At 49.5% G+C, this 18,729-nt stretch carries 16 protein-coding genes; 11 read left to right on the top strand and 5 right to left on the bottom strand.

The window, feature by feature from the left end; genetic code table 11:
- Nucleotides 1-137: 137 nt before the first annotated feature.
- Nucleotides 138-1,925: a helix-turn-helix transcriptional regulator gene (locus tag KJS63_RS12990; RefSeq protein WP_213619508.1), complete on the bottom strand. Its 1,788-nt coding sequence runs from the start codon at nt 1,923-1,925 to the stop codon at nt 138-140.
- 203 nt (nt 1,926-2,128) lie between these two features.
- On the opposite strand from KJS63_RS12990, the gene KJS63_RS12995 reads away from it, so the two are divergent.
- The 8 genes from KJS63_RS12995 to KJS63_RS13030 all read left to right on the top strand — a co-directional run bounded on the left by KJS63_RS12995 (nt 2,129) and on the right by KJS63_RS13030 (nt 12,134).
- On the top strand, nt 2,129-3,040 hold the full coding sequence (locus KJS63_RS12995) for an ABC transporter ATP-binding protein (RefSeq protein WP_213619509.1): 912 nt from the start codon (nt 2,129-2,131) through the stop codon (nt 3,038-3,040).
- A complete protein-coding gene (locus KJS63_RS13000; RefSeq protein WP_213619510.1) occupies nt 3,037-3,972 on the top strand; it encodes an ABC transporter permease in 936 nt (311 codons plus the stop codon). Before KJS63_RS12995 ends, KJS63_RS13000 begins: the two co-directional genes overlap by 4 nt.
- A 110-nt stretch (nt 3,973-4,082) precedes the next feature.
- Entirely contained in the window at nt 4,083-4,787 is a 705-nt protein-coding gene (locus KJS63_RS13005) for a DUF4097 family beta strand repeat-containing protein (protein ID WP_213619511.1), read from the top strand.
- 401 nt (nt 4,788-5,188) lie between these two features.
- Nucleotides 5,189-6,721, top strand: coding sequence for a PTS transporter subunit EIIC (locus KJS63_RS13010; protein ID WP_213619512.1), 1,533 nt, complete (start codon nt 5,189-5,191; stop codon nt 6,719-6,721).
- The gene (locus tag KJS63_RS13015; RefSeq protein ID WP_213619513.1) at nt 6,718-7,590 is read left to right on the top strand and encodes a PRD domain-containing protein; all 873 of its coding nucleotides are present in this window, start codon (nt 6,718-6,720) and stop codon (nt 7,588-7,590) included. The genes KJS63_RS13010 and KJS63_RS13015 overlap by 4 nt, the downstream gene beginning before the upstream one ends.
- A gap of 265 nt (nt 7,591-7,855) precedes the next feature.
- Nucleotides 7,856-9,313, top strand: coding sequence for a glycoside hydrolase family 68 protein (locus tag KJS63_RS13020; RefSeq protein ID WP_213619514.1), 1,458 nt, complete (start codon nt 7,856-7,858; stop codon nt 9,311-9,313).
- Between the two features lie 66 nt (nt 9,314-9,379).
- Complete coding sequence (locus KJS63_RS13025) at nt 9,380-10,882, top strand: glycoside hydrolase family 32 protein (protein WP_374706282.1); 1,503 nt, start codon at nt 9,380-9,382, stop codon at nt 10,880-10,882.
- 295 nt (nt 10,883-11,177) lie between these two features.
- On the top strand, nt 11,178-12,134 hold the full coding sequence (locus tag KJS63_RS13030) for a hypothetical protein (protein ID WP_213619515.1): 957 nt from the start codon (nt 11,178-11,180) through the stop codon (nt 12,132-12,134).
- A 445-nt stretch (nt 12,135-12,579) separates the two neighbouring features.
- Here KJS63_RS13030 and KJS63_RS13035 read toward each other — a convergent pair whose 3' ends face one another.
- Nucleotides 12,580-13,554: a DMT family transporter gene (locus KJS63_RS13035; protein WP_213619516.1), complete on the bottom strand. Its 975-nt coding sequence runs from the start codon at nt 13,552-13,554 to the stop codon at nt 12,580-12,582.
- 158 nt (nt 13,555-13,712) lie between these two features.
- Here KJS63_RS13035 and KJS63_RS13040 point away from each other — a divergent pair, with 158 nt between their 5' ends.
- Nucleotides 13,713-15,068 carry an aminotransferase-like domain-containing protein gene (locus tag KJS63_RS13040; protein ID WP_213619517.1) on the top strand — a complete coding sequence of 452 codons (1,356 nt, stop codon included), beginning with the start codon at nt 13,713-13,715 and terminating at the stop codon, nt 15,066-15,068.
- 158 nt (nt 15,069-15,226) lie between these two features.
- On the opposite strand, the gene KJS63_RS13045 is transcribed toward KJS63_RS13040, so the two are convergent.
- Both KJS63_RS13045 and KJS63_RS13050 read right to left on the bottom strand, forming a co-directional pair.
- Nucleotides 15,227-15,433 (bottom strand): hypothetical protein, encoded by a 207-nt coding sequence (locus tag KJS63_RS13045; protein ID WP_213619518.1) that lies wholly within the window; start codon nt 15,431-15,433, stop codon nt 15,227-15,229.
- Nucleotides 15,434-15,640: 207 nt separating this feature from the next.
- The gene (locus tag KJS63_RS13050; protein ID WP_213619519.1) at nt 15,641-16,684 is read right to left on the bottom strand and encodes an NADP-dependent oxidoreductase; all 1,044 of its coding nucleotides are present in this window, start codon (nt 16,682-16,684) and stop codon (nt 15,641-15,643) included.
- 275 nt (nt 16,685-16,959) lie between these two features.
- Between KJS63_RS13050 and KJS63_RS13055 the strand changes: the two genes are divergently transcribed.
- Both KJS63_RS13055 and KJS63_RS13060 read left to right on the top strand, forming a co-directional pair.
- Nucleotides 16,960-17,778, top strand: coding sequence for a helix-turn-helix transcriptional regulator (locus tag KJS63_RS13055; protein WP_213619520.1), 819 nt, complete (start codon nt 16,960-16,962; stop codon nt 17,776-17,778).
- Nucleotides 17,779-17,867: 89 nt separating this feature from the next.
- Complete coding sequence (locus KJS63_RS13060) at nt 17,868-18,245, top strand: VOC family protein (RefSeq protein ID WP_213619521.1); 378 nt, start codon at nt 17,868-17,870, stop codon at nt 18,243-18,245.
- 316 nt (nt 18,246-18,561) lie between these two features.
- Here the strand turns inward: KJS63_RS13060 and KJS63_RS13065 are convergent, their stop codons facing one another.
- Complete coding sequence (locus KJS63_RS13065; RefSeq protein ID WP_068621573.1) at nt 18,562-18,729, bottom strand: CxxH/CxxC protein; 168 nt, start codon at nt 18,727-18,729, stop codon at nt 18,562-18,564.

The following is an 18,729-nucleotide window of genomic DNA, read 5'->3' on the forward strand; positions in this document are numbered from 1 at the left end:
CCCAAAGGCCCTGACTGCTTGGGAGAGCTCAGTACCCGGGCTACCTCTCTTAATCTCTTCCCTTTCCATGGTCGTTATTTCAACCGGGCTTGGAACTCTTTTACCCCTTCGCACAGATAGAACATTTCGCTCCCGCTTCATTTCGTTAGAGCCTCAACTCTTGCCTTCTCCACGGCCTCTTCCCGGCCGTTTACCTGCAGCTTCAGGTATATCGAGGAAATATAATTTCGGACCGTTCCCTCTGACAGATACAGCCTCTGGGCAATTTCCTTATTGCGAAGTCCTTCCGTAAGGCACCGGAGAACATCCGTCTCCCGCTCGGTCAGCTCATACGGATTCGGTGCACTCTCCTCAATCTGATGCTGAAACAACTGATGGGCCACGTCCTGCGAGATCATGGTCCCTCCACCATAAATAAGCCGTATCGTTGCGGCTAATTCCTTAGGGTGTATGGATTTCAGCATGTAGCCCTCCGCCCCGATCCGAAGCGCCTCAGCCGCCATGGCGACATCTTCTATACTCGTGATCATAATAATCCGAAGCTGAGGCCACATCTCTTTCATCTGCTTTGTCGCCGTGATCCCATCCATCTCCGGCATGTTGATATCCATTAATACAATGTCGGGAAGCTCCTTCTTACAGGCTTCGATGGCCTGCATGCCATCCCCGGCTACCCTGATTTCGAAATCCTTTTCTTCCCCCAGCAGTAGTCTAAGGCTTTCACGGACCAAGGGCTGATCATCGGCAAGCAGGATTTTGATTTTCTGTCCACCCTCTTGAGAAGAATTCGGGATCGTGCAGGTGACCATCGTGCCGGCATCCGCCTGTGAATGAATGTAGAGCTTGCCCTGAAGTGAGGCTAGGCGCTCCTTCATACCCGTCAGACCGAACCCATATTGGAGGTTATCCGCCCCTTTGCCATTATCCTGTATCTGCAGCATCACCTGAGTGTGATCATATTGCAAAAGCACTTGTATCGTGCTGGCCTGCCCATGACGGCTGGCATTGGTTAGAGCCTCCTGCAGACAGCGGTACAGAGCAAGCTTGACCGGCTTCATGGCAGGATAAGGCTCACCCATCGTACGAAATACAATCCGGATTCCGGTATTAGCCTTGAACTCATCCATAATTTGCAGCAGTGACCTATCTAACGGCACCGCCTCCTCGATAGGGTCCATCTGATGCACCTGACGGCGAATGTCGTCCAGGCCGGTTCTTGCCAGCTTGAGTATTCCCTGCAGCTTCTCTTCACCCTCTTCTGTCTGGATATGAGCCTTAAGCGTCTCCATGCCCAGAATCATGGAGGTGAACGTATGGCCAATCGTATCATGCAGTTCTCGGGCCATGCGGTAGCGTTCCTCCAGCAAGGTCATTCTTTCAATTTGAGAAGAATACTGCTCCAGGATCGTATACTGCTCTTTAATTACCGCGAGCTTCTGCTTGATGGCATTGATCGCCAAGGCCCCTTTCTGCAGGGCATAACTTGCCGCGTAGAGAATGAGCGCATCACTTAAGCTTTTCCATATGACAGAATGTGACAACGAGGAGCTGACAGAATTCCCCCCACTGAGTGCAAACAGCGCCACAGAAATCGGCAGTGAGTAGGCATGGGCCCGGCCCCGGCTGTAGAACGCTATCGTGAAGAGAGCGGGAAAGAACAGTCTAGGCAGGCCAAGTTCATAAGCAAGAAATAAAGACAGGCCACCCGCAAATAAACACTCGGCGATCAAATAACGGTAATAGTGACCTTTTACAAATATAAAAGGGATCAAATTACACAGCACAAGAGGGACAAATACCCCCCAGAAAGGAAAGACAGGCTGATCCTGATACATCAAAATGATCACGGCGACAACCCATAACATACGTATGGTCAACATCGACCAGTCCTGCCATGACCACCGGTTCAGGTTAAGAAAACGCATATATAACAACTCCGTTCAACCTTATTGAAACAAGCGAAAGTCGGCCTGTATAGGCCCGGGTTTTCCTTGTCATATCCAGAGATGACTGCTAATCACTCGGCTTTATGACAACGCCCTGATAGTGTGGGGATAGCTGAGATAGTCCCTTTAGAATTATGGAAAATTATATCTCATTCTAATTCCCAATAAAAGGAGTGGTTGCATTGTCGCTGCTGCAAATCCGAGGCCTTACGAAAAAAATAGGAAACAAAGTCCTCGTCGATCAGCTAACGCTAGATATGGAGAAAGGGGAAATCCTGGGCCTGCTCGGTCCGAATGGAGCCGGCAAAACGACAACGATCCGGATGATCGTTGGCCTAATGTCCAAATCCGCAGGACAAGTCTTGATTAACGGTACGGATACGAATACCAACTTTGAACAGGCCATGAGACATGTAGGTGTCATTGTGGAGAACCCGGATTTGTACAAATATTTGTCCGGTTATGACAATCTGGTGCACTTCTCCCGGATGACCCCAGGTGTCACGGAGTCAAGAATTCAGGAGGTCATTACTCTCGTAGGATTAGAGAACAGCATCCATGACAAGGTTGCCACCTACTCGCTGGGCATGCGGCAGCGCCTGGGGTTAGCTGTCGTTCTGGTCCACAAGCCCTCCTTGCTTGTGCTCGATGAACCCACTAACGGGCTTGATCCGGCCGGTATCCGCGAGCTGAGAGGCCACCTGAAGCATTTGGCTGATCAAGAAGGCGTTGGCATTATGATCTCCAGCCATCTCATGTCCGAAATGGAAATGATGTGCGACCGCGTTGCGATTGTGCAAAAAGGGCGGCTTGTCTCCATTCAGAAGATAGGAGATATGGCGGCTGATGAACGGGCCGGGGTCCAATTTGAGGTCGATCGGCCGGATCTGGCTGTACAAATTCTGCAGACGATCATGTCGGGCGACGAAATCACGACCGATCAAGGACATATCCTGGTACACATCCCTAAGACGAGGATTCCGGAGATTAATCGGAAGCTCATGGAGGCGGGGATCAACGTATTTAATGTCAACACGATCAAGAAGACACTGGAAGACAAGTTCATGGAGATCACAGGAGGAGAAGACTATTGATTCCATTCATTCGCAATGAAAATATGAAAATCTATAAACGGAACCGCACATGGGTGATGATCGCCATCGTCCTGCTGTTCGTGCTGCTCCAGATCGTGAATATCAAGACAACTGGAAGAGATGCTGTAAGCGGGAAATGGAGAGCCCAGTTAGAACAACAGAACGTGAAGCTCCGTGAGGAAGCCTCCAAACCGGGTGCACTGAACATTGAAGTCAAGCAAGCGGAGAAGAACATGCTGCTGAACCAATACCACCTGGACAAGAACATTCCGCCCAGCACGAATGCATGGAATTTTGCAGTGAGCCAAGTGCGGAATATTATTATTGCCGTAGCCCTGATCTCCATTATTATCGCGGGTGAGATCGTAGCTGGAGAATTCACATCTGGAACGATTAAATTATTGCTGACACGCTCAGCGAGCCGTACCAAGATTTATTTCTCCAAGTATATCGCCGCCCTTCTGTTTGGCCTTCTGGTAACCGCAGCGGGCATACTGGTATCTATCTTGGCCGGAGGCCTCATATTTGGTTTTGGCGGATTAGCGGACAGCTATTTCTTTGTAAAAGATCACGCCGTAGGCCAAGTTCCGATGCTGCAGGCTTTATTAGCCGGATTTGTACTCAACATCCCGTTCCTGCTCATCACAATCACGCTGGCTTTTATGATCTCTGCCGCCTTCCGGAGCGCGACGTTCTCCATCGTGATCTCCCTGATCGTATCGGTAGCCGGATTTGTAATTGCAATTGCCATGGACGGCTGGGACTGGACGAAATACTTCGTCTTCTCCCATACGGACCTTACCCCGTTCCTATACGGAAATCCATCCGTAGATGGTGTAACGTTAGGTTTCTCTCTTGTATTTATCGTGCTCCATCTGGCAATTCTGCATCTGATATCCTACCCTTTGTTTGTCAAACGCGATGTAGTCTAGTCTGAGCAGCGTAAATTCGAATCTTACATCTGCCATGCAAGGTGCTCCGCTGTTATTCATAAATATCGGGAAATTCGGACAATTTCTGAAGGGAAATGGGGAACGTACAAATGAACAAGGTAAAGAGAATCCAGTCTACTGTGCTGATCGTGTTATTACTGCTCCTTTCAGGCTGTGGGGGTCAGGAGCAATCAACTGCCAAGAAGATGGAGCTGCCTTCAGCCGGTCTGGCAAAGCTGGTCATTAACCATAAGAATGGAAGTGTGAAAATAACGGGGCGTTCCGACTCAGACAAGATCGAAGTCGATGCTTCCGTTAAGGCCAGTGGAATCAGTATGGACAATTTAGAGCTAAAGCTGGAAGCTCAGCAGGATACCGCATCGTTAGATGCACGGTTTAAGGGTCAGTTCCTCTCTATGGGAGAGGGAAGTGTTGACCTGGAGATCAAAGTTCCGAAGCAGCTTAACCTGGAGATCACGTCACACCGTGACGGCAAGATTCAAATCTCGGATGTATCGTCTAACGGGACAATCGACAACATCAATGGTGACATTGAAGTATCCAAACTATCCGGCACCCTGAAAATAAAAAATCAAGACGGCGGCATCAACGTTCAGGATATCGGCTCTGATGTGAAGATTGACAACAACAATGGTCATATTGTGGTCAATCGGATAGGCGGCTCAGCCGAGATCCACGTAGGTGACGGCAGTCTGGATATCGACCATGTGGAGAAGGATGCGACGATTACGCAGACCGGCAGTGGGGAAGTTAAAATGGGTGAAATCAAAGGCAAGATCTTTCAGAACTTATAAATAAACTACCGTATTACCTAATCTTTCTTTAGTTCAACTTCGATAGACTATAACAGGGACCACTTCGAACCCGCAGCCGCGGATAACGGAGTGGTTTTTGTGCGTACTCAGCCTTATAGGGCTGATATGTGTCCTTCGCCGTGTTGCAGGGTGGTAATTCCTAACATTGATTTTGCAAACAATCATTGTCACAATAGGATAGCAGCCAGATATTACGAAGTTGTTACTTTTTTTGAGACAAGGCAAAGACCTGGGAAGATCATGTTCGGCTGTTCTTGAGATGAAGGACGCTGCCTGATCCTTCATAAGGTCTTTTTTTATATAGAAAAATACCTTGAGATTATATAAAATGTCTGGATATTAGTGAAAGCCGGCTGGCGTAAGTGTAAGGAGGAGCTGCAATGCCCCAAAAAAGTATTTATCCAGATCAAGCTGAACCGGCTGCGCAGAAGTCCCGAGGTTCAGCGGAAAGCTTGGCTCTGCGTCTGATTGAGCTGGCCGGAGGGACCGGCAATATATCAGAAGCCGTTCACTGCACAACCCGGCTTCGCCTTAGACTGCGGGACAGCTCCCGGGTAGATGAGGCCCGCCTGTCGGGCATGCGGGAGGTCCAAGGCGTATTCTTCCGGGGAGAACAGCTGCAGATCATCCTGGGCTCGGCGGTCGTCTTCAGAGTATACCGGCAAGTAGTGCGCATCCTTCAAGACGGGGGGCCAGGCCAGCAGCAGGCGGAGGAGCAGCCTCCGGTTCCGATTGAACCTCTCAGCCAGAGCAGCCATACCGGGACTTTCTGGACGCGGTTCTCCTTCTTGCCGGCTTTACTAAGACGGATTACCCATGCGGTCAGCTTCTTTTCCGATATCGTTGTCCCCATCATTCCACTCTTCATCGGGGCTGGCCTGCTGCTGGGCATACTCAGCATGATCGAGGTCTTCGGCTGGGCCTCCCATGATAGCGTCTGGTTCCGGACCTTGGCGTTGTTAACCGGGTCAGCATTTCAGGTTATGGCTGCCATGTTCGGTTATCACACTGCCAAGCGATTCGGAGGCACTCCGCCGCTCGGCGCCGTCATCGGCATGGTAATGACCCATTCCGATCTTCTACGGGTCACCGGACTCGGCGGAGCACCCGCAAGCGCTGCAGATGTAATCATGGCCCCGCAGTTCTGGTACCAAGGGGCCGTCATTCCCACGATTCTTGCGGTATTGCTGATGACCCTGATCGAGAAGGGGCTGCGCCGGCTGCTTCCATCATCAACTGCGGGGATGCTGATTCCTTTTCTAAGCCTGGCTATTGGGGGGATTATTGCTCTCTTGGTTATAGGCCCGCTTACTTCCCGGCTTAGCGGCTCTCTCAGCAGCATGCTGGCGTTCATGTACAGCTTCGGCGGCATGGCCTTTGGGCTGCTGCTCGGGGGAATCTACAGCCTGATCGTCGTAAGCGGACTGCATCACGGCATTCAAGCCGTGGAGATCGGACTGATAACCAATCCGGATATCAGCGTCAATTTTCTGCTCCCGATCTGGTCCATGGCTAATATCGCCCAAGGGGCGGCTGGACTGGCCGTCTATGCTAGAACGAAGGACACAGCCTTGAGGCAACTAGCGCTGCCTGCATCGATCACCGCCTTTTTCGGCATCACCGAGCCGGTTATCTTCGGCATCAACCTCAAGCTGGGCCGCCCTTTCCTGGGCGCTGCGGCTGGAGGCGCTGTGGGAGGGGCTTATGTAGCCTTCCATCAGGTAGCAGCCGATTCCTTCGGCTTGACCGGAATTCCGATGATTGCATTTATCGTTCAACTCGGACAGATGAATCTTATTCATTATATAATCGGTTTTCTGCTGGCAGCAGTCACCGCCTTTGTGGTGACCTGGTTCCTTGATGTGAACCATACTCTGCCTAAAGAACACGAAAGCATAGGAGAATTAACATGAAAATCAAAAAAATTCTGAACAACAACGCGGTTGTGGTGAACGACCTCGGAGAAGAGAAGATTGTCATGGGTTCTGGAATTGCTTTTCAGAAAAAGAAGAACGATATTCTTGATCCCTCCCTTATCGAGAAAGTATTCATTATGGACGACCCGGATCAATACGGTCATCTGCAGGAAATGCTGCGAACCCTTCCCGAAGAAGAAATCGCGGTGTCGGAGCAGATTATCTCTTATGCAGAACGTGAACTGGAAGTAACGTTCAATGAGCATATACATATTGCGCTGACCGATCATCTCTCCTTCGCCTTGGAGCGGATCAGCAAGGGGATGATCATCCAGAACACGCTGTTGGATGAAATCCGCATCCTCTATCCTAGGGAGTTCCAGATTGGGCTGCACGCCCGAAACATCATTCGTGAAGCCCTGAAGGTTGATATTCCCGAGGATGAGGTGGGATATATCGCGATGCATATCCATACCGCCTGGCAAAATGCCGGAGGACCCGGAACCAATGCCGAACTGGCGGCCATGATCCGGGATATTGCCGAAGGAGTAGAACAGGCCGCTGGGACTACGCTCAAGCGGGGCTCTGCCAACTACGAACGTCTGGTGACCCAGCTTGAGAACATTCTGCAATCCGATGAGACCGGCAAGCTGCTCAACGAGCTGAATCCCGAAATTGTACGAATCGCCAAAGAGCGCTGTGGACTAGCCTACCGGCAAGCTCAAGAGGTTGGCGCTCAGGTGGAGGAGGATTACGGATATACGCTGAGCGACAGCCAGCTGGTATTCCTCGCCCTGGAGATCAACCGGATCAATACCCGGTCGGGAAATGGGAATATAATGAAGACCGGCATTACGGGTCCATAGTCCCTTGAAATTGATCTCAAATTACCGGGGGCCCTTGTTATCGCCGGATCAAAATCAGGAGTTTCAGTCTATAGCCACCCTGTGCTACAAAATTATAAGATTAACGCGGCAACATCATATGTCGGGATTGTTACTGTTAAGCAGGCAAGACCTAAAAATCCGCTTGGGGACAAGATACGGACACGTATCCCCATTGGAATTTTTAGGTCTTTTTTTCTGTTTAATAGAGCAAATTTCAAATCAAACAGAAGAGGAGACAGGAAACATGAATATCAGAAAGTTTGTAAGAAGAGCAGCAGCCGTAACCTTTACTACAGCTTTACTCGCAGGCGGCGGGACTTCAGTTATGGCCAAGGACAAGACCAGCCAGGATTACCAAGAAACCTACGGGTTCTCCCACATTACCCGTTCTGACATGCTGAACATACCGGCGCAACAAAATAATCAGCAGTTCCAGGTCCCTTCCTTCAACGGGTCCACAATCAAGAATATCCCTTCAGCAAAAGGCACCGACCAGTGGGGCAATCCCATCGATATTGATGTCTGGGACAGCTGGCCGCTTCAAAATCCGGATGGGACAGTTGCCGAATATAATGGCTACCACATCGTATTCGCCTTGGCCGGTGACCCGAAAAGAGGCTGGGACACCTTCATCTACATGTTCTATCAAAAGGTAGGCGATACATCCTTAGATAGCTGGAAGAATGCCGGCAGAGTATTTAAAGACAGCGATAAGTATGTTCCGAACGATCCGATCCTGAACAATGAAGCCGAGGAATGGTCCGGTTCCGCCACCTTGACGAAGGATGGCAAGGTTCGTCTGTTCTATACCAACCGCCAAGGCTGGGACCCGGAACATGGATTCTTTGGCAAGCAGACCCTGACAACCGCTCAAGTGAATGTGTCAAAGCCGGATGCGGATACCCTGAAAATCGATGGCGTGGAAGATCTGAAATCAATCTTTGACGGAGACGGCAAATTCTATCAAAATGTCGATCAAGCCTTCAGCGCAGGAGATTATTCAGATAACCACACCCTGAGAGATCCTCACTATGTGGAAGACAAAGGTCATAAATATCTTGTATTTGAATCCAATACCGGAACAGAGACGGGCTATCAAGGAGACGACTCGCTGAACAACAGAGCCTACTATGGTGGGAATAAGAACTTCTTCCAGGCTGAGAGAGACAAGCTGCTGTCCGGCTCCAAGAAATCTCTGGCGACATTAGCGAATGGCTCGCTTGGTATTATTGAATTGAACGATGACTATTCGTTGAAAAAAATCATGAAGCCGCTCATTGCCTCTAATACCGTCACTGATGAGATTGAACGCGCAAACGTATTTCAAATGAATGGCAAGTGGTATTTATTCACCGATTCCCGGGGCTCCAAGATGACGATTGATGGAATCGGCGCCAATGACGTATACATGCTGGGTTATGTAGCTGATTCATTGACTGGCCCATATAAACCCCTGAACAAAAGCGGACTGGTTCTGCACATGGGTCTGGACCCTAAAGATCTTACTTGGACTTACTCTCACTTTGCCGTTCCTCAGGCGAAAGGGAACAATGTCGTGATCACCAGCTACATGACAAACAGAGGTTTGTTCGCCGACCAGCATTCTACCTTTGCTCCTAGCTTCCTGCTGAACATTAAAGGCTCGAAGACTTCGGTTGTTAAAGACAGCGTCCTTGAACAGGGCCAACTAACCGTCAATTAACACTTGATTGTGAGTAAACGAGGATTTCAGCGGCCTTTCCGTATTTGCTGTTTCATCGGACTTGGCTTGATCATCATAACAGGACTAGCAGCCTACTATGCGGAGAAGAACAGCAGCATCTCGGAGGCTGCTACTTCCTCTTCTCCCCAGACTTATCGGGCTGGCTATCATTTCACCACGCCTGATAAGTGGAAGAATGATCCGCAGAAGCCGATTTATTTGGATGGGGCATACCATTACTATTATCTTTATAACCGGGATTATCCCAACGGGAATGGCACCGAATGGCGGCATGCGACCTCTACAGACCTGGTGCACTGGAAGGACGAGGGGGTTGCCATCCCCAAGTATACGAATCCAAACGGCGACCCCTGGTCAGGCTCGGTTGTGGTTGACAAGGCGGGTACAGCGGGGTTCGGCCAAGGGGCCGTGGTTGCGATTATGACACAGCCCACCGCTGGAAGAAGACAGCAGGAGCAATATTTATGGTACAGCACCGACCACGGATACACATTCAAGGCTTATGGCAAGGCTCCCGTCTTGCGTAATCCAGGGACCGCTGATTTTAGAGATCCAAAAATTATTTGGGACTCCTTATCCCACAAATGGATTATGGCCTTGGCGGAGGGCACAAAAGTTGGCTTTTATGAATCCCAGAACTTAAAAACCTGGCGTTATATGAGCAGCTTTGTTACCAAAGGCATCGGATTGGTGGAATGCCCCGACCTTTACCTAATGCGTGCGGATGACGGAACCTACAAGTGGGTGCTTGGCGTCAGCGCCAACGGCAAATCATCCGGAAGGCCTAACACCTATGCCTACTGGACGGGTGACTTTAATGGAGCGAACTATCTGCCCGACCACCAGGAGCCCCAGTGGCTTGACTATGGATTTGATTGGTACGCTGCCGTTACCTTTGAAGATGCAGTTAGCCAAGATCCCACCCGTCAGCGCTACGCTTTAGCCTGGATGAATAACTGGGATTACGCCAACACTACTCCGACTCTGCGGGAAGGCTTCAACGGTATGGACTCGATTGTGCGCCGGATTGAGATGAAGCAGACTGGCACAGGCAGCTACCATCTCGTATCCCAGCCTCTTGAAGCCTTAAGCCAGACGCCTAAGGCTGCTGTTACCTATAAGCAAATCGTTGTGAACGGGTCAACGACGCTTCCTTTTACAGGGTATTCGTATGAGCTTAACGCCGATATTACCTGGTCAGAGCTCCAGAATGCAGGATTACGGCTTCGGGAATCCTCGGACAAGAAGCGGCATGTAGATGTCGGAGTTTTTGTAAAAGGCGGGTACACCTATGCCAATCGGGCTTACACAGGAAACCCCGATAAGACCGGGAGATATCTGGAGAGCAGGGCTCCCTTTGACGTGAGTAAGAAGAAGGTTCACTTGAGAATTTTTGTTGATACAACAAGCATCGAAGTCTTTATTGATGATGGATCTGTCGTTTATTCCAACGTTATTTTCCCCGAATTGAAAGATCAAGGGATTTCTCTCTTCTCTGAAGGGGGTACCGCGATTTTCAGCAATGTTGTGATCAAACAGCTTAAATAAGTTTCTCAGCCTTCACCCGATTCCGGCTTAGCTGGAGTCGGGTATTTTTCATGGATTCCCTTCTGCCCTACTCTAATACCTCCAAAATTTAATCCCTGCTAGATACCTTCCCCTTCCGGCACCCCTTCCAACTTCTTGGTGAATTTCTGGAAACCATGTAGTACACTGGACTGGACCCTTTTGCCAGAGCTCACTCCAATCAGTTCATAATCAGTCAGATAACCAATTACATAATCAATTACATAATCAATTACTACATGACAAGAAAACAAACACTCAAGGTGGTATTTAGCTCGTGAAACTATTTCGAATGAACCAAGTAATCCTGCTTCTGCTTGTACTAATAACACTGGCGGTCTTAGCAGCATGTTCACCGGAAGCTTCCAAGAATGCCGGCACACAGGCACCCCAGACTGCCTCTAAAGAGCATGAGACTTCCCAAAACTCAGACCCCACACAGATATCCAAGGACCAGCCTGAGGATAATCTTAATGTCCAGGGGCAACCCGACAAACTTCATGCCAGCACCCAAGATCAAACCCAAACTTCGACCCCGGCTGAGACCTCATCTAAGGCTCCAGCTCAAAAAACGAAGCCAGCTAAGTCCCCTCGTCCCTCTCAGGCTCAGAGCAAAACTGTCTATTCCTTGACGGACTACGAAGGCGACTGGATAGATACCCAGTATAATCTAGCGACGACCAATGATAGTGAGAATTCCGTTGAGATTCACAGCAGCAGCCGGAACAGCGGCACAATTTACTTTACGCTGTATAATGAAGGCGGTCGGGTAACCGACTCAGGCGCCGAGATTAAGATCAAGAACAATAAAGCGACCTTTCAATTCAACGATGATGCTGGCAAAGGGACTGGCATCCTTAAGCTTGAACCCGGGCAGATTAAGATCAGCCTCAAGCTGCGCTCAGGCCAGGATGAGCTTAAACAGCTTTTCAAGACCGAACGGACCCTGGTCCGTAACCCGTATAAGGACATGACGTATCTGGACCCCGTAGCTTTGATCAGGGAATACACAAAGAACAATAAGGATACGAAGCCTCTGACCTACAGGCTGGACCGTAGTGTGGAATGGAACGAAGAACTCTACGCAACGAAGGAGCTTAAGGTTGTGGTTGGTTTGGATAAGAGTGGCAGAGTTATAGCAAGATACTCCGTCAATACCTTAACAGGACACATTGATGACCTGTCTCCAACGTCCGAAGATTCACCCGAGTATTTGCGGCTGGACTCCGATTAACTTCCTTCAAAAATACAAAGACCGCCGCCGGATTACCTGGAGCGGTCTTTATCTTTATCTTCGTCTTTGTTTTTGTCCCTATCTCTATCTCTGCCTCTGTATCTATCTTTCTTTGTTTCCAAATTCCCCAAGTGCGCATTGCAGGGGAACCCTCGGCCCCTCCCCAGCTTGTTGTCTGTCAGCCAAAGTTAGATATGCTCCCTGCAAAATGTTCCACGTGAAGCACTTTCTCCCCTTTATCCCTTCTAATTGTCACCCTGTCCCCTCGTTAACTGCGATATCTCAAGGTGTACTCCATATTGCTTATTCTTCACCATTGCTTATTCCTCATCCTATTGTTTGAGGTTCCCGCCTTAATTCGTCATACCACGCGAAGCCCCCAGCGCACGGTGTGGCGCTACATGGCGGCTGTCAACCTCCGGCAAACTCAAGCCTTTACAGTCCCTTATCCTCCATACCTTACCGGATCGGACTTCTTCTCTCTCGGGCGCGCAGGGACCCGTTCAGGCATCTTGCGCTCGCGCCCAGCCAGCCCTACTCCGATCACACCGGCAATAACCATAGCTGCACCAATGAAATGGTAGTAGGCCAGCTTCTCATGAAGAACCAGAACACCGGCGAACAGGGTGATTACCGTGGCCAGATTGCCGAAGATGCTCATTTTGGACGCTTCCAGCTTGGACAAGGCATAGTTGGATGACAGCGATGAGCCTGCCGAACTCATAATGCCAAGGTACAGGATCGCCCAGATGAAGGCCGGGGCTGTGAACGGAGCGAAATAGCTCCCGAGTGTTCCCTCTGCGGTATGCCTGAATACCGAAATCAAATTAAGCAGAATGCAGCCGATAAGAGTTACCATGAACGTCATGTCCAGAAAGTGATACTTCTGGGTCTGCTTGCGAACCAGCACACTGTAAGCTGCGAACGAAAGCGCCGAGAGCAGGATAAGCACAATCCCTAACGTGCTGGATGAAGCAAGCTTTACCCCGTTCATTAGGAAAATAAAGATCACTCCTGCCACACTCACCAGCGTGAACAGCTTCTGCAGCCAGGTAGAACGTTCCTTCAGGAAAAAAGACGCCAGCAGCATCGTGAATATAGGAGCTGCGGCATTCACGATTCCTGCCTCTGCAGAGGTTGTATACACAAGGCCAAAGGTCTGTAAGAGGAAGAACAGAAACGGATAGAACAAAGCGATTGGGAGCATCGTCAGCACGGCCCTCCAGCTGAAACGGAACGGTCGGCGGGCAATGATCATGACCAGCCCAATCGAAATCAAAGAAATAGTGAACCGGTGCGCCAAGGTATCCAGTGGATTGGACACGGTCAAGGCCATTTTTACAAACATAAATGAGAACCCAATAATCAGGGCATAGGTAATCGCGGCGGCATAAGCGCGCCCTGTCTGCGATATTTTCATAGATATCCCTCCATATCTGCACTTCATCGTGCGTGCAGCCATGCTTCTAACTTTCAGACCGCAGTTTAATAGTAAGGCCCCAGACGCTGTGTTACAATTCAAGAAAAACCAATCTGTACCGGTACAGATTTCATCTTACCTTCACCTGGAGGCTCCCCATGCTGAAATACATGCAATTGTGCAATGAACTGGAAAACGCTGTTAGAAGCGGCTTGCTCAAGCAGGGAAGCAAGCTTCCCTCCATTCGCAGGCTGGCCGAACAGTATCAATGCAGCACAAGCACCATCCTGGCTGCTTTAGATGAGCTGGAGCGGCGTCATATGATCTATTCGATTCCGAGAAGCGGTTACTACGTGGTGCAGACCTCATCTAAGAAGGAGAAGGCTGAGGCCCAGCCGATTGATTTTGCCGCATCAGCCCCTGACCCGGAGCTGTTCCCTTATCTGGACTTCCAGCACTGCATCAATAAAGCCATTGACACCTACAGGAATGATCTGTTCATATACGGAACGGCGCGGGGGCTACCCTCCCTGCTTGCTGTCATGCAGAAGCAGCTGGCTGATCTGCAGGTATTCACACCGGAACGCCATATGGTGGTGACCTCCGGGGTGCAGCAGGCACTTGCGGTGCTTGCGGCTATTCCCTTCCCAAACGGGAAGAAGACCGTCTTAATGGAGCAGCCGGGTTATCATCTGTTCATTCAGCATCTGGTGACACACCAGATTCCGGCACTTGGCATATCCCGGACAGCCGGGGGGCTGGACCTCGATGAACTGGAGCAGCTGTTTCGTACGGGGGATATCAAGTTCTTTTACACAACGCCCCGGTTCCATCATCCCTTAGGTACTTCCTACACTAACGCCCAGAAAAAAGAGATCGTGGAACTCGCCCATAAATACGATGTCTATCTGGTGGAGGATGACTATATGGCTGATTTGGAACAGGACAGCAAAGCCGACCCTATGTATGCGTTCGACCGAAATGAGAAGGTGATTTACCTGAAGAGCTACTCAAAGATTATTTTCCCGGGGCTGCGGGTGGGACTGGCGGTTCTGCCAGAGTCTCTTGTCGAGGTCTTCACCCACTACAAACGCACCCTGGATATCGACAGCTCCATGCTGTCCCAGGGCGCACTTGAAATCTATTTAAAGAGCGGCATGTTCGAACGGCATAAAATGAACATCCGGGCTTCCTATGCGAAGCGGGGAGAGCAGCTTGCCAAGTCCATCACACAGGAGCTTCCGCTCTGCGGCGGGACGTTCACGTACCCCGCGAATGGTTATCCGAGCATTCATACCCATCTGGTGCTTCACGAGCGGATCTCCATCCCTCGCATAATTCAGCGGATGAAGAAGCGTAACGTTCTCCTGGGTCCCATAGACAGTCATTACCTGCCCGGTCACCGTCAAGAGAACCTGCTGAAGCTTAATGCCACCACGATCCAAGAAGCTGACATCGGGCTGGGGATTGCCCAGCTCGCAGAGGAACTGCGGAAAGAAAGGAACAGAAGATAATCACCGTGAAGTAACCGCTGTATCCACCCATATCCCTCTTTCCCCTAACTACGATATCCTAGCCCCCGCCCGGTCTTCCGCCCTGAACGGAAACCGGGTTTTTTGCCATCTTCGCATCGGAATTCCCCACCATTTCGATGAGAAAATACGAATTAGGATCATCCATCAATTTTGTCCGAATCCCAACCGGGAGGAGCTGCAGCAGAATACACTGCATTATCAAACAAGCGGAGGTGATCACTTTGTACGGATATGACTTCGGTAAAAGCTGCCACTGTGACGGACATCGTCGCCATCATCACAAGAAAGTAAAGGTTGTTGTCCTCAAACCTGGTCAAAAGGCTGTCGTAGTTTGCAAAAAGCATAGAAAACACCACCACAGAAAACACTGCTGGTAAGGATCACTTGTTCCGGAGGGCCCTATGGGCCTTCTCCTTTTTGAATTCACACACATCTAGCCCGCATTATATGGAAACAGAGTCTGGATTATGCCGGTGCTCAAGGGCCACCCTCATAACCGTAATACATACTAAAGAAAGGCCCTTCATCAACGTGAAGGGCCTTTCTTTCATTCAAATCGTTTGTAAAAGGCGAGTATCCTCATCGCTCACCTTTACGAGCATTTTTCCAAGGTTTGAGCCTTGGAACAGCTTAAGGAAGGCCTGCGGTACTTGATCGAAGCCCTCGATCACCGTCTCTTCGTATTTCAGACGGCCCTGGGCCACCCACTGCCCAAGCTCCTGCATTCCCTCACCCATCCGGTCCGAATAATCACTAAGCACGAATCCTTGAATCAGGGACCGGGTCTTGATCAGCTTGGTCTGAATGCGGGGACCGATATCTCCCTCGGGATTGTTGTACGAGGAAATAGCCCCGCACAGCGGGATTCTTGCGTGATCGTTCAGTGCATTCATGACGGCGTCTGACACCGGTCCGCCCACGTTGTCAAAATACACATCAACGCCTTCCGGGCAGGCCAGTTTCACGGCTTGCTCCAGATCGGCAGCGGTCTTGTAATTAATTGCCGCATCGAACCCAAGCTCCTCCTGCAAATACCGCACCTTCTCATCCGTTCCGGCGATTCCAACCACACGGGCGCCCTTGATCTTGGCAATCTGCCCGACAATCATGCCTACCGCGCCAGCTGCACCGGACACCACCACGGTCTCCCCCGCTTTGGGCTTTCCGATATCGATCAGCCCGAAATACGCGGTAAGGCCGGTTAAGCCAAGGACGCTTAAGTACGCCGACAGAGGGGCAAGCGAACTGTCAATTTTGCGTACGGAGCCTGCATCCGCTACATTATAGAGCTGCCATCCGAGCATACCCAGAACGTGATCTCCCACTTTGAGCTGTGGAGAGCTGGACTTTACAACCTCACCCACCACACCGCCGGTGATGGGCTCACCCACCCGATACGGCTCCACATAGGACTTGCCTTCACTCATCCGTCCCCTCATGTACGGATCGACGGACAAATAAATGGACCGGATGAGCACCTCATTCTCCTTAAGCTCACTTACCGGGGATTGTATAAATTCGAAATTGTCTTCCGTCGGCAGCCCCTGCGGACGGGAACGCAGGAGGATAGAACGGTTATTTAACATCTGTGTCATACGTAATCACTCTCCAGTAGGCAAATATTTTATTTAATAGTTCTAATATTTTAGAACTATAATAATAAAGCATTATTTTCAGAAAAGCAATCGAGACAAGGTCACCCTTCTTAATACTATCCCTTGAAAATAAATACTTGATTCTGTTTAAAGTCTTTTATATTTGCACTCTTGACCTTGAACTTTACCCCAAAGTTATGGTTGTATTGGGATACAAAGGCTTTAATGAATACAAAGTTGTGACAGAAATGATCTCGATCAAGGAGGGACTGAGAATGACTCATTCGTTCCATCCCGTTCATTCTCCCAAATTGCAGCCAGAGCTGCATCAACCATGGTATAAATGCCGGGAATATCCGCCTAGTCCTCGCTTGGAATCGCATGTGGCTTCTTTTTGGACAATGGATTTCCGTCCTGTTCCGGACCAAATAGGCCATCGGGTTATACCCGATGGCTGTGTCGATATTGTCGTGAATCTTCTTTCTCCCGCCAGTCGGAAGGCTGCCTATGTTGTGGGGCTTACAACTCAATCAGAAGTACTTCAGTTCTCGGAAGCACGTTCCTTATTTGGCATTCGGTTATACTCGGAGTCAGCCCGTTCGATTCTAAAAACGCCCCTTTCGGCGTTAAAGGGAGAACGTATCTATTTGGAAGATGTCCTGAGTCTTAAAGGAATGTACTGTGTCGAAGAAATATTGGCCGCTCAAACGATCCCTGACATTCTTGCGGTTGCCGAGCAACATTTAGATCGGATTTTGGCGGATAGCGATATAGCCATTTCCCCACTAGTGTACCAAAGCATGCAGATTATTTATGACCGCAAAGGGAATCTATCCGTAACGAACTTGGCCAATCAAGTTCACTGTAGTGAACGGCATCTTAGAAGGGTATTCGATCAGGAATTCGGCTTAAGTCCGAAGGAGATGCTGGGCATTGTCCGGTTTCAAAGCACACTGCAGGAGTTTCATCAAGGCAGGTATTCCAGTTTAGCGGATCTTGCGCTCAAATATGGCTATTACGACGAGTCGCATTTTACCAATACTTTTACACAATATTATGGAATGTCTCTTAAAGGCTTGATAAGAAAGAGGTAAAAGGAGTCCGTTTTTTCCTATTTGAGCAGTCTTTGTCATCGATACAATGGGAGGTGAACAATCAATTCATTAGATGGGAGCTGGGAAGCATGGCAGTTAAGTTAAAAAGAATAGCGTTTTTCGTAAAAGAAATGAAAAAGTCCTTAGAATTTTATCGGATATTGGGCTTGGAAATACCGGAAAGCGCAAATGGAGAAGCACATGTCGAAGTAGCATATCACGATGTTCTCCTTGCTTTTGATACGTTGGAAGCAGCGGAGATGGTTCTAGGCGTCAAGCAGGAGCCTGCCGGTTACCGGATGGAGATTGCTTTCCAGTTGGACAGCAAGGAAGCGCTGGATGAAACCTATGACCGATTGACAGAACGGGGATATAAAGGGCATCTTGAGCCGAACGATACGCCTTGGAACGAGCGTTATGCAATCATAAAGGACCCTGATGGCAATTTGATCAGTCTGGTCGCTTGATTCGGAACAAATTACGATTCTAAAAAAATTCGAAAAAAAGAGATGCGGCGGTTTAGGACTGCATTTATTTGTCCTTTGCTGTCGCTGTCTCAATTTCTAAGGTCATTCCAATACTCCTCTCATTTGGAAAATATCATTTACTTTCTCCGCTTCCCTAAACCTCTTTGTCCTTGGCCAGCTTTCAGCTATTCCCCACCCACCATTCGCTTCACCGGCGGGCGCCTTTTCACACAAAAAAAGGACGCCTATGGGCGCCCCTTGTTGATGATTCTATTATGATATCCGCTCGTTCACCGGATTCATCTGCACATTTACTTTACACAACCAGAAATACAGCCGCCTGGTCACACTGCGAGCACTTGACTGGCGGATCCCAATCCGAGAACTCCGTCTCCTTCAAATCCACGATATCCGGGGCATCCTCAAATTCGTCCACGAACATATCAATCGCCAGTTCCACATGATCTTTGCATACTACGTACAT

Origin of the sequence: Paenibacillus sp. J22TS3, from assembly GCF_018403205.1 — a bacterium.
Taxonomy (GTDB): domain Bacteria; phylum Bacillota; class Bacilli; order Paenibacillales; family Paenibacillaceae; genus Fontibacillus; species Fontibacillus tuaregi.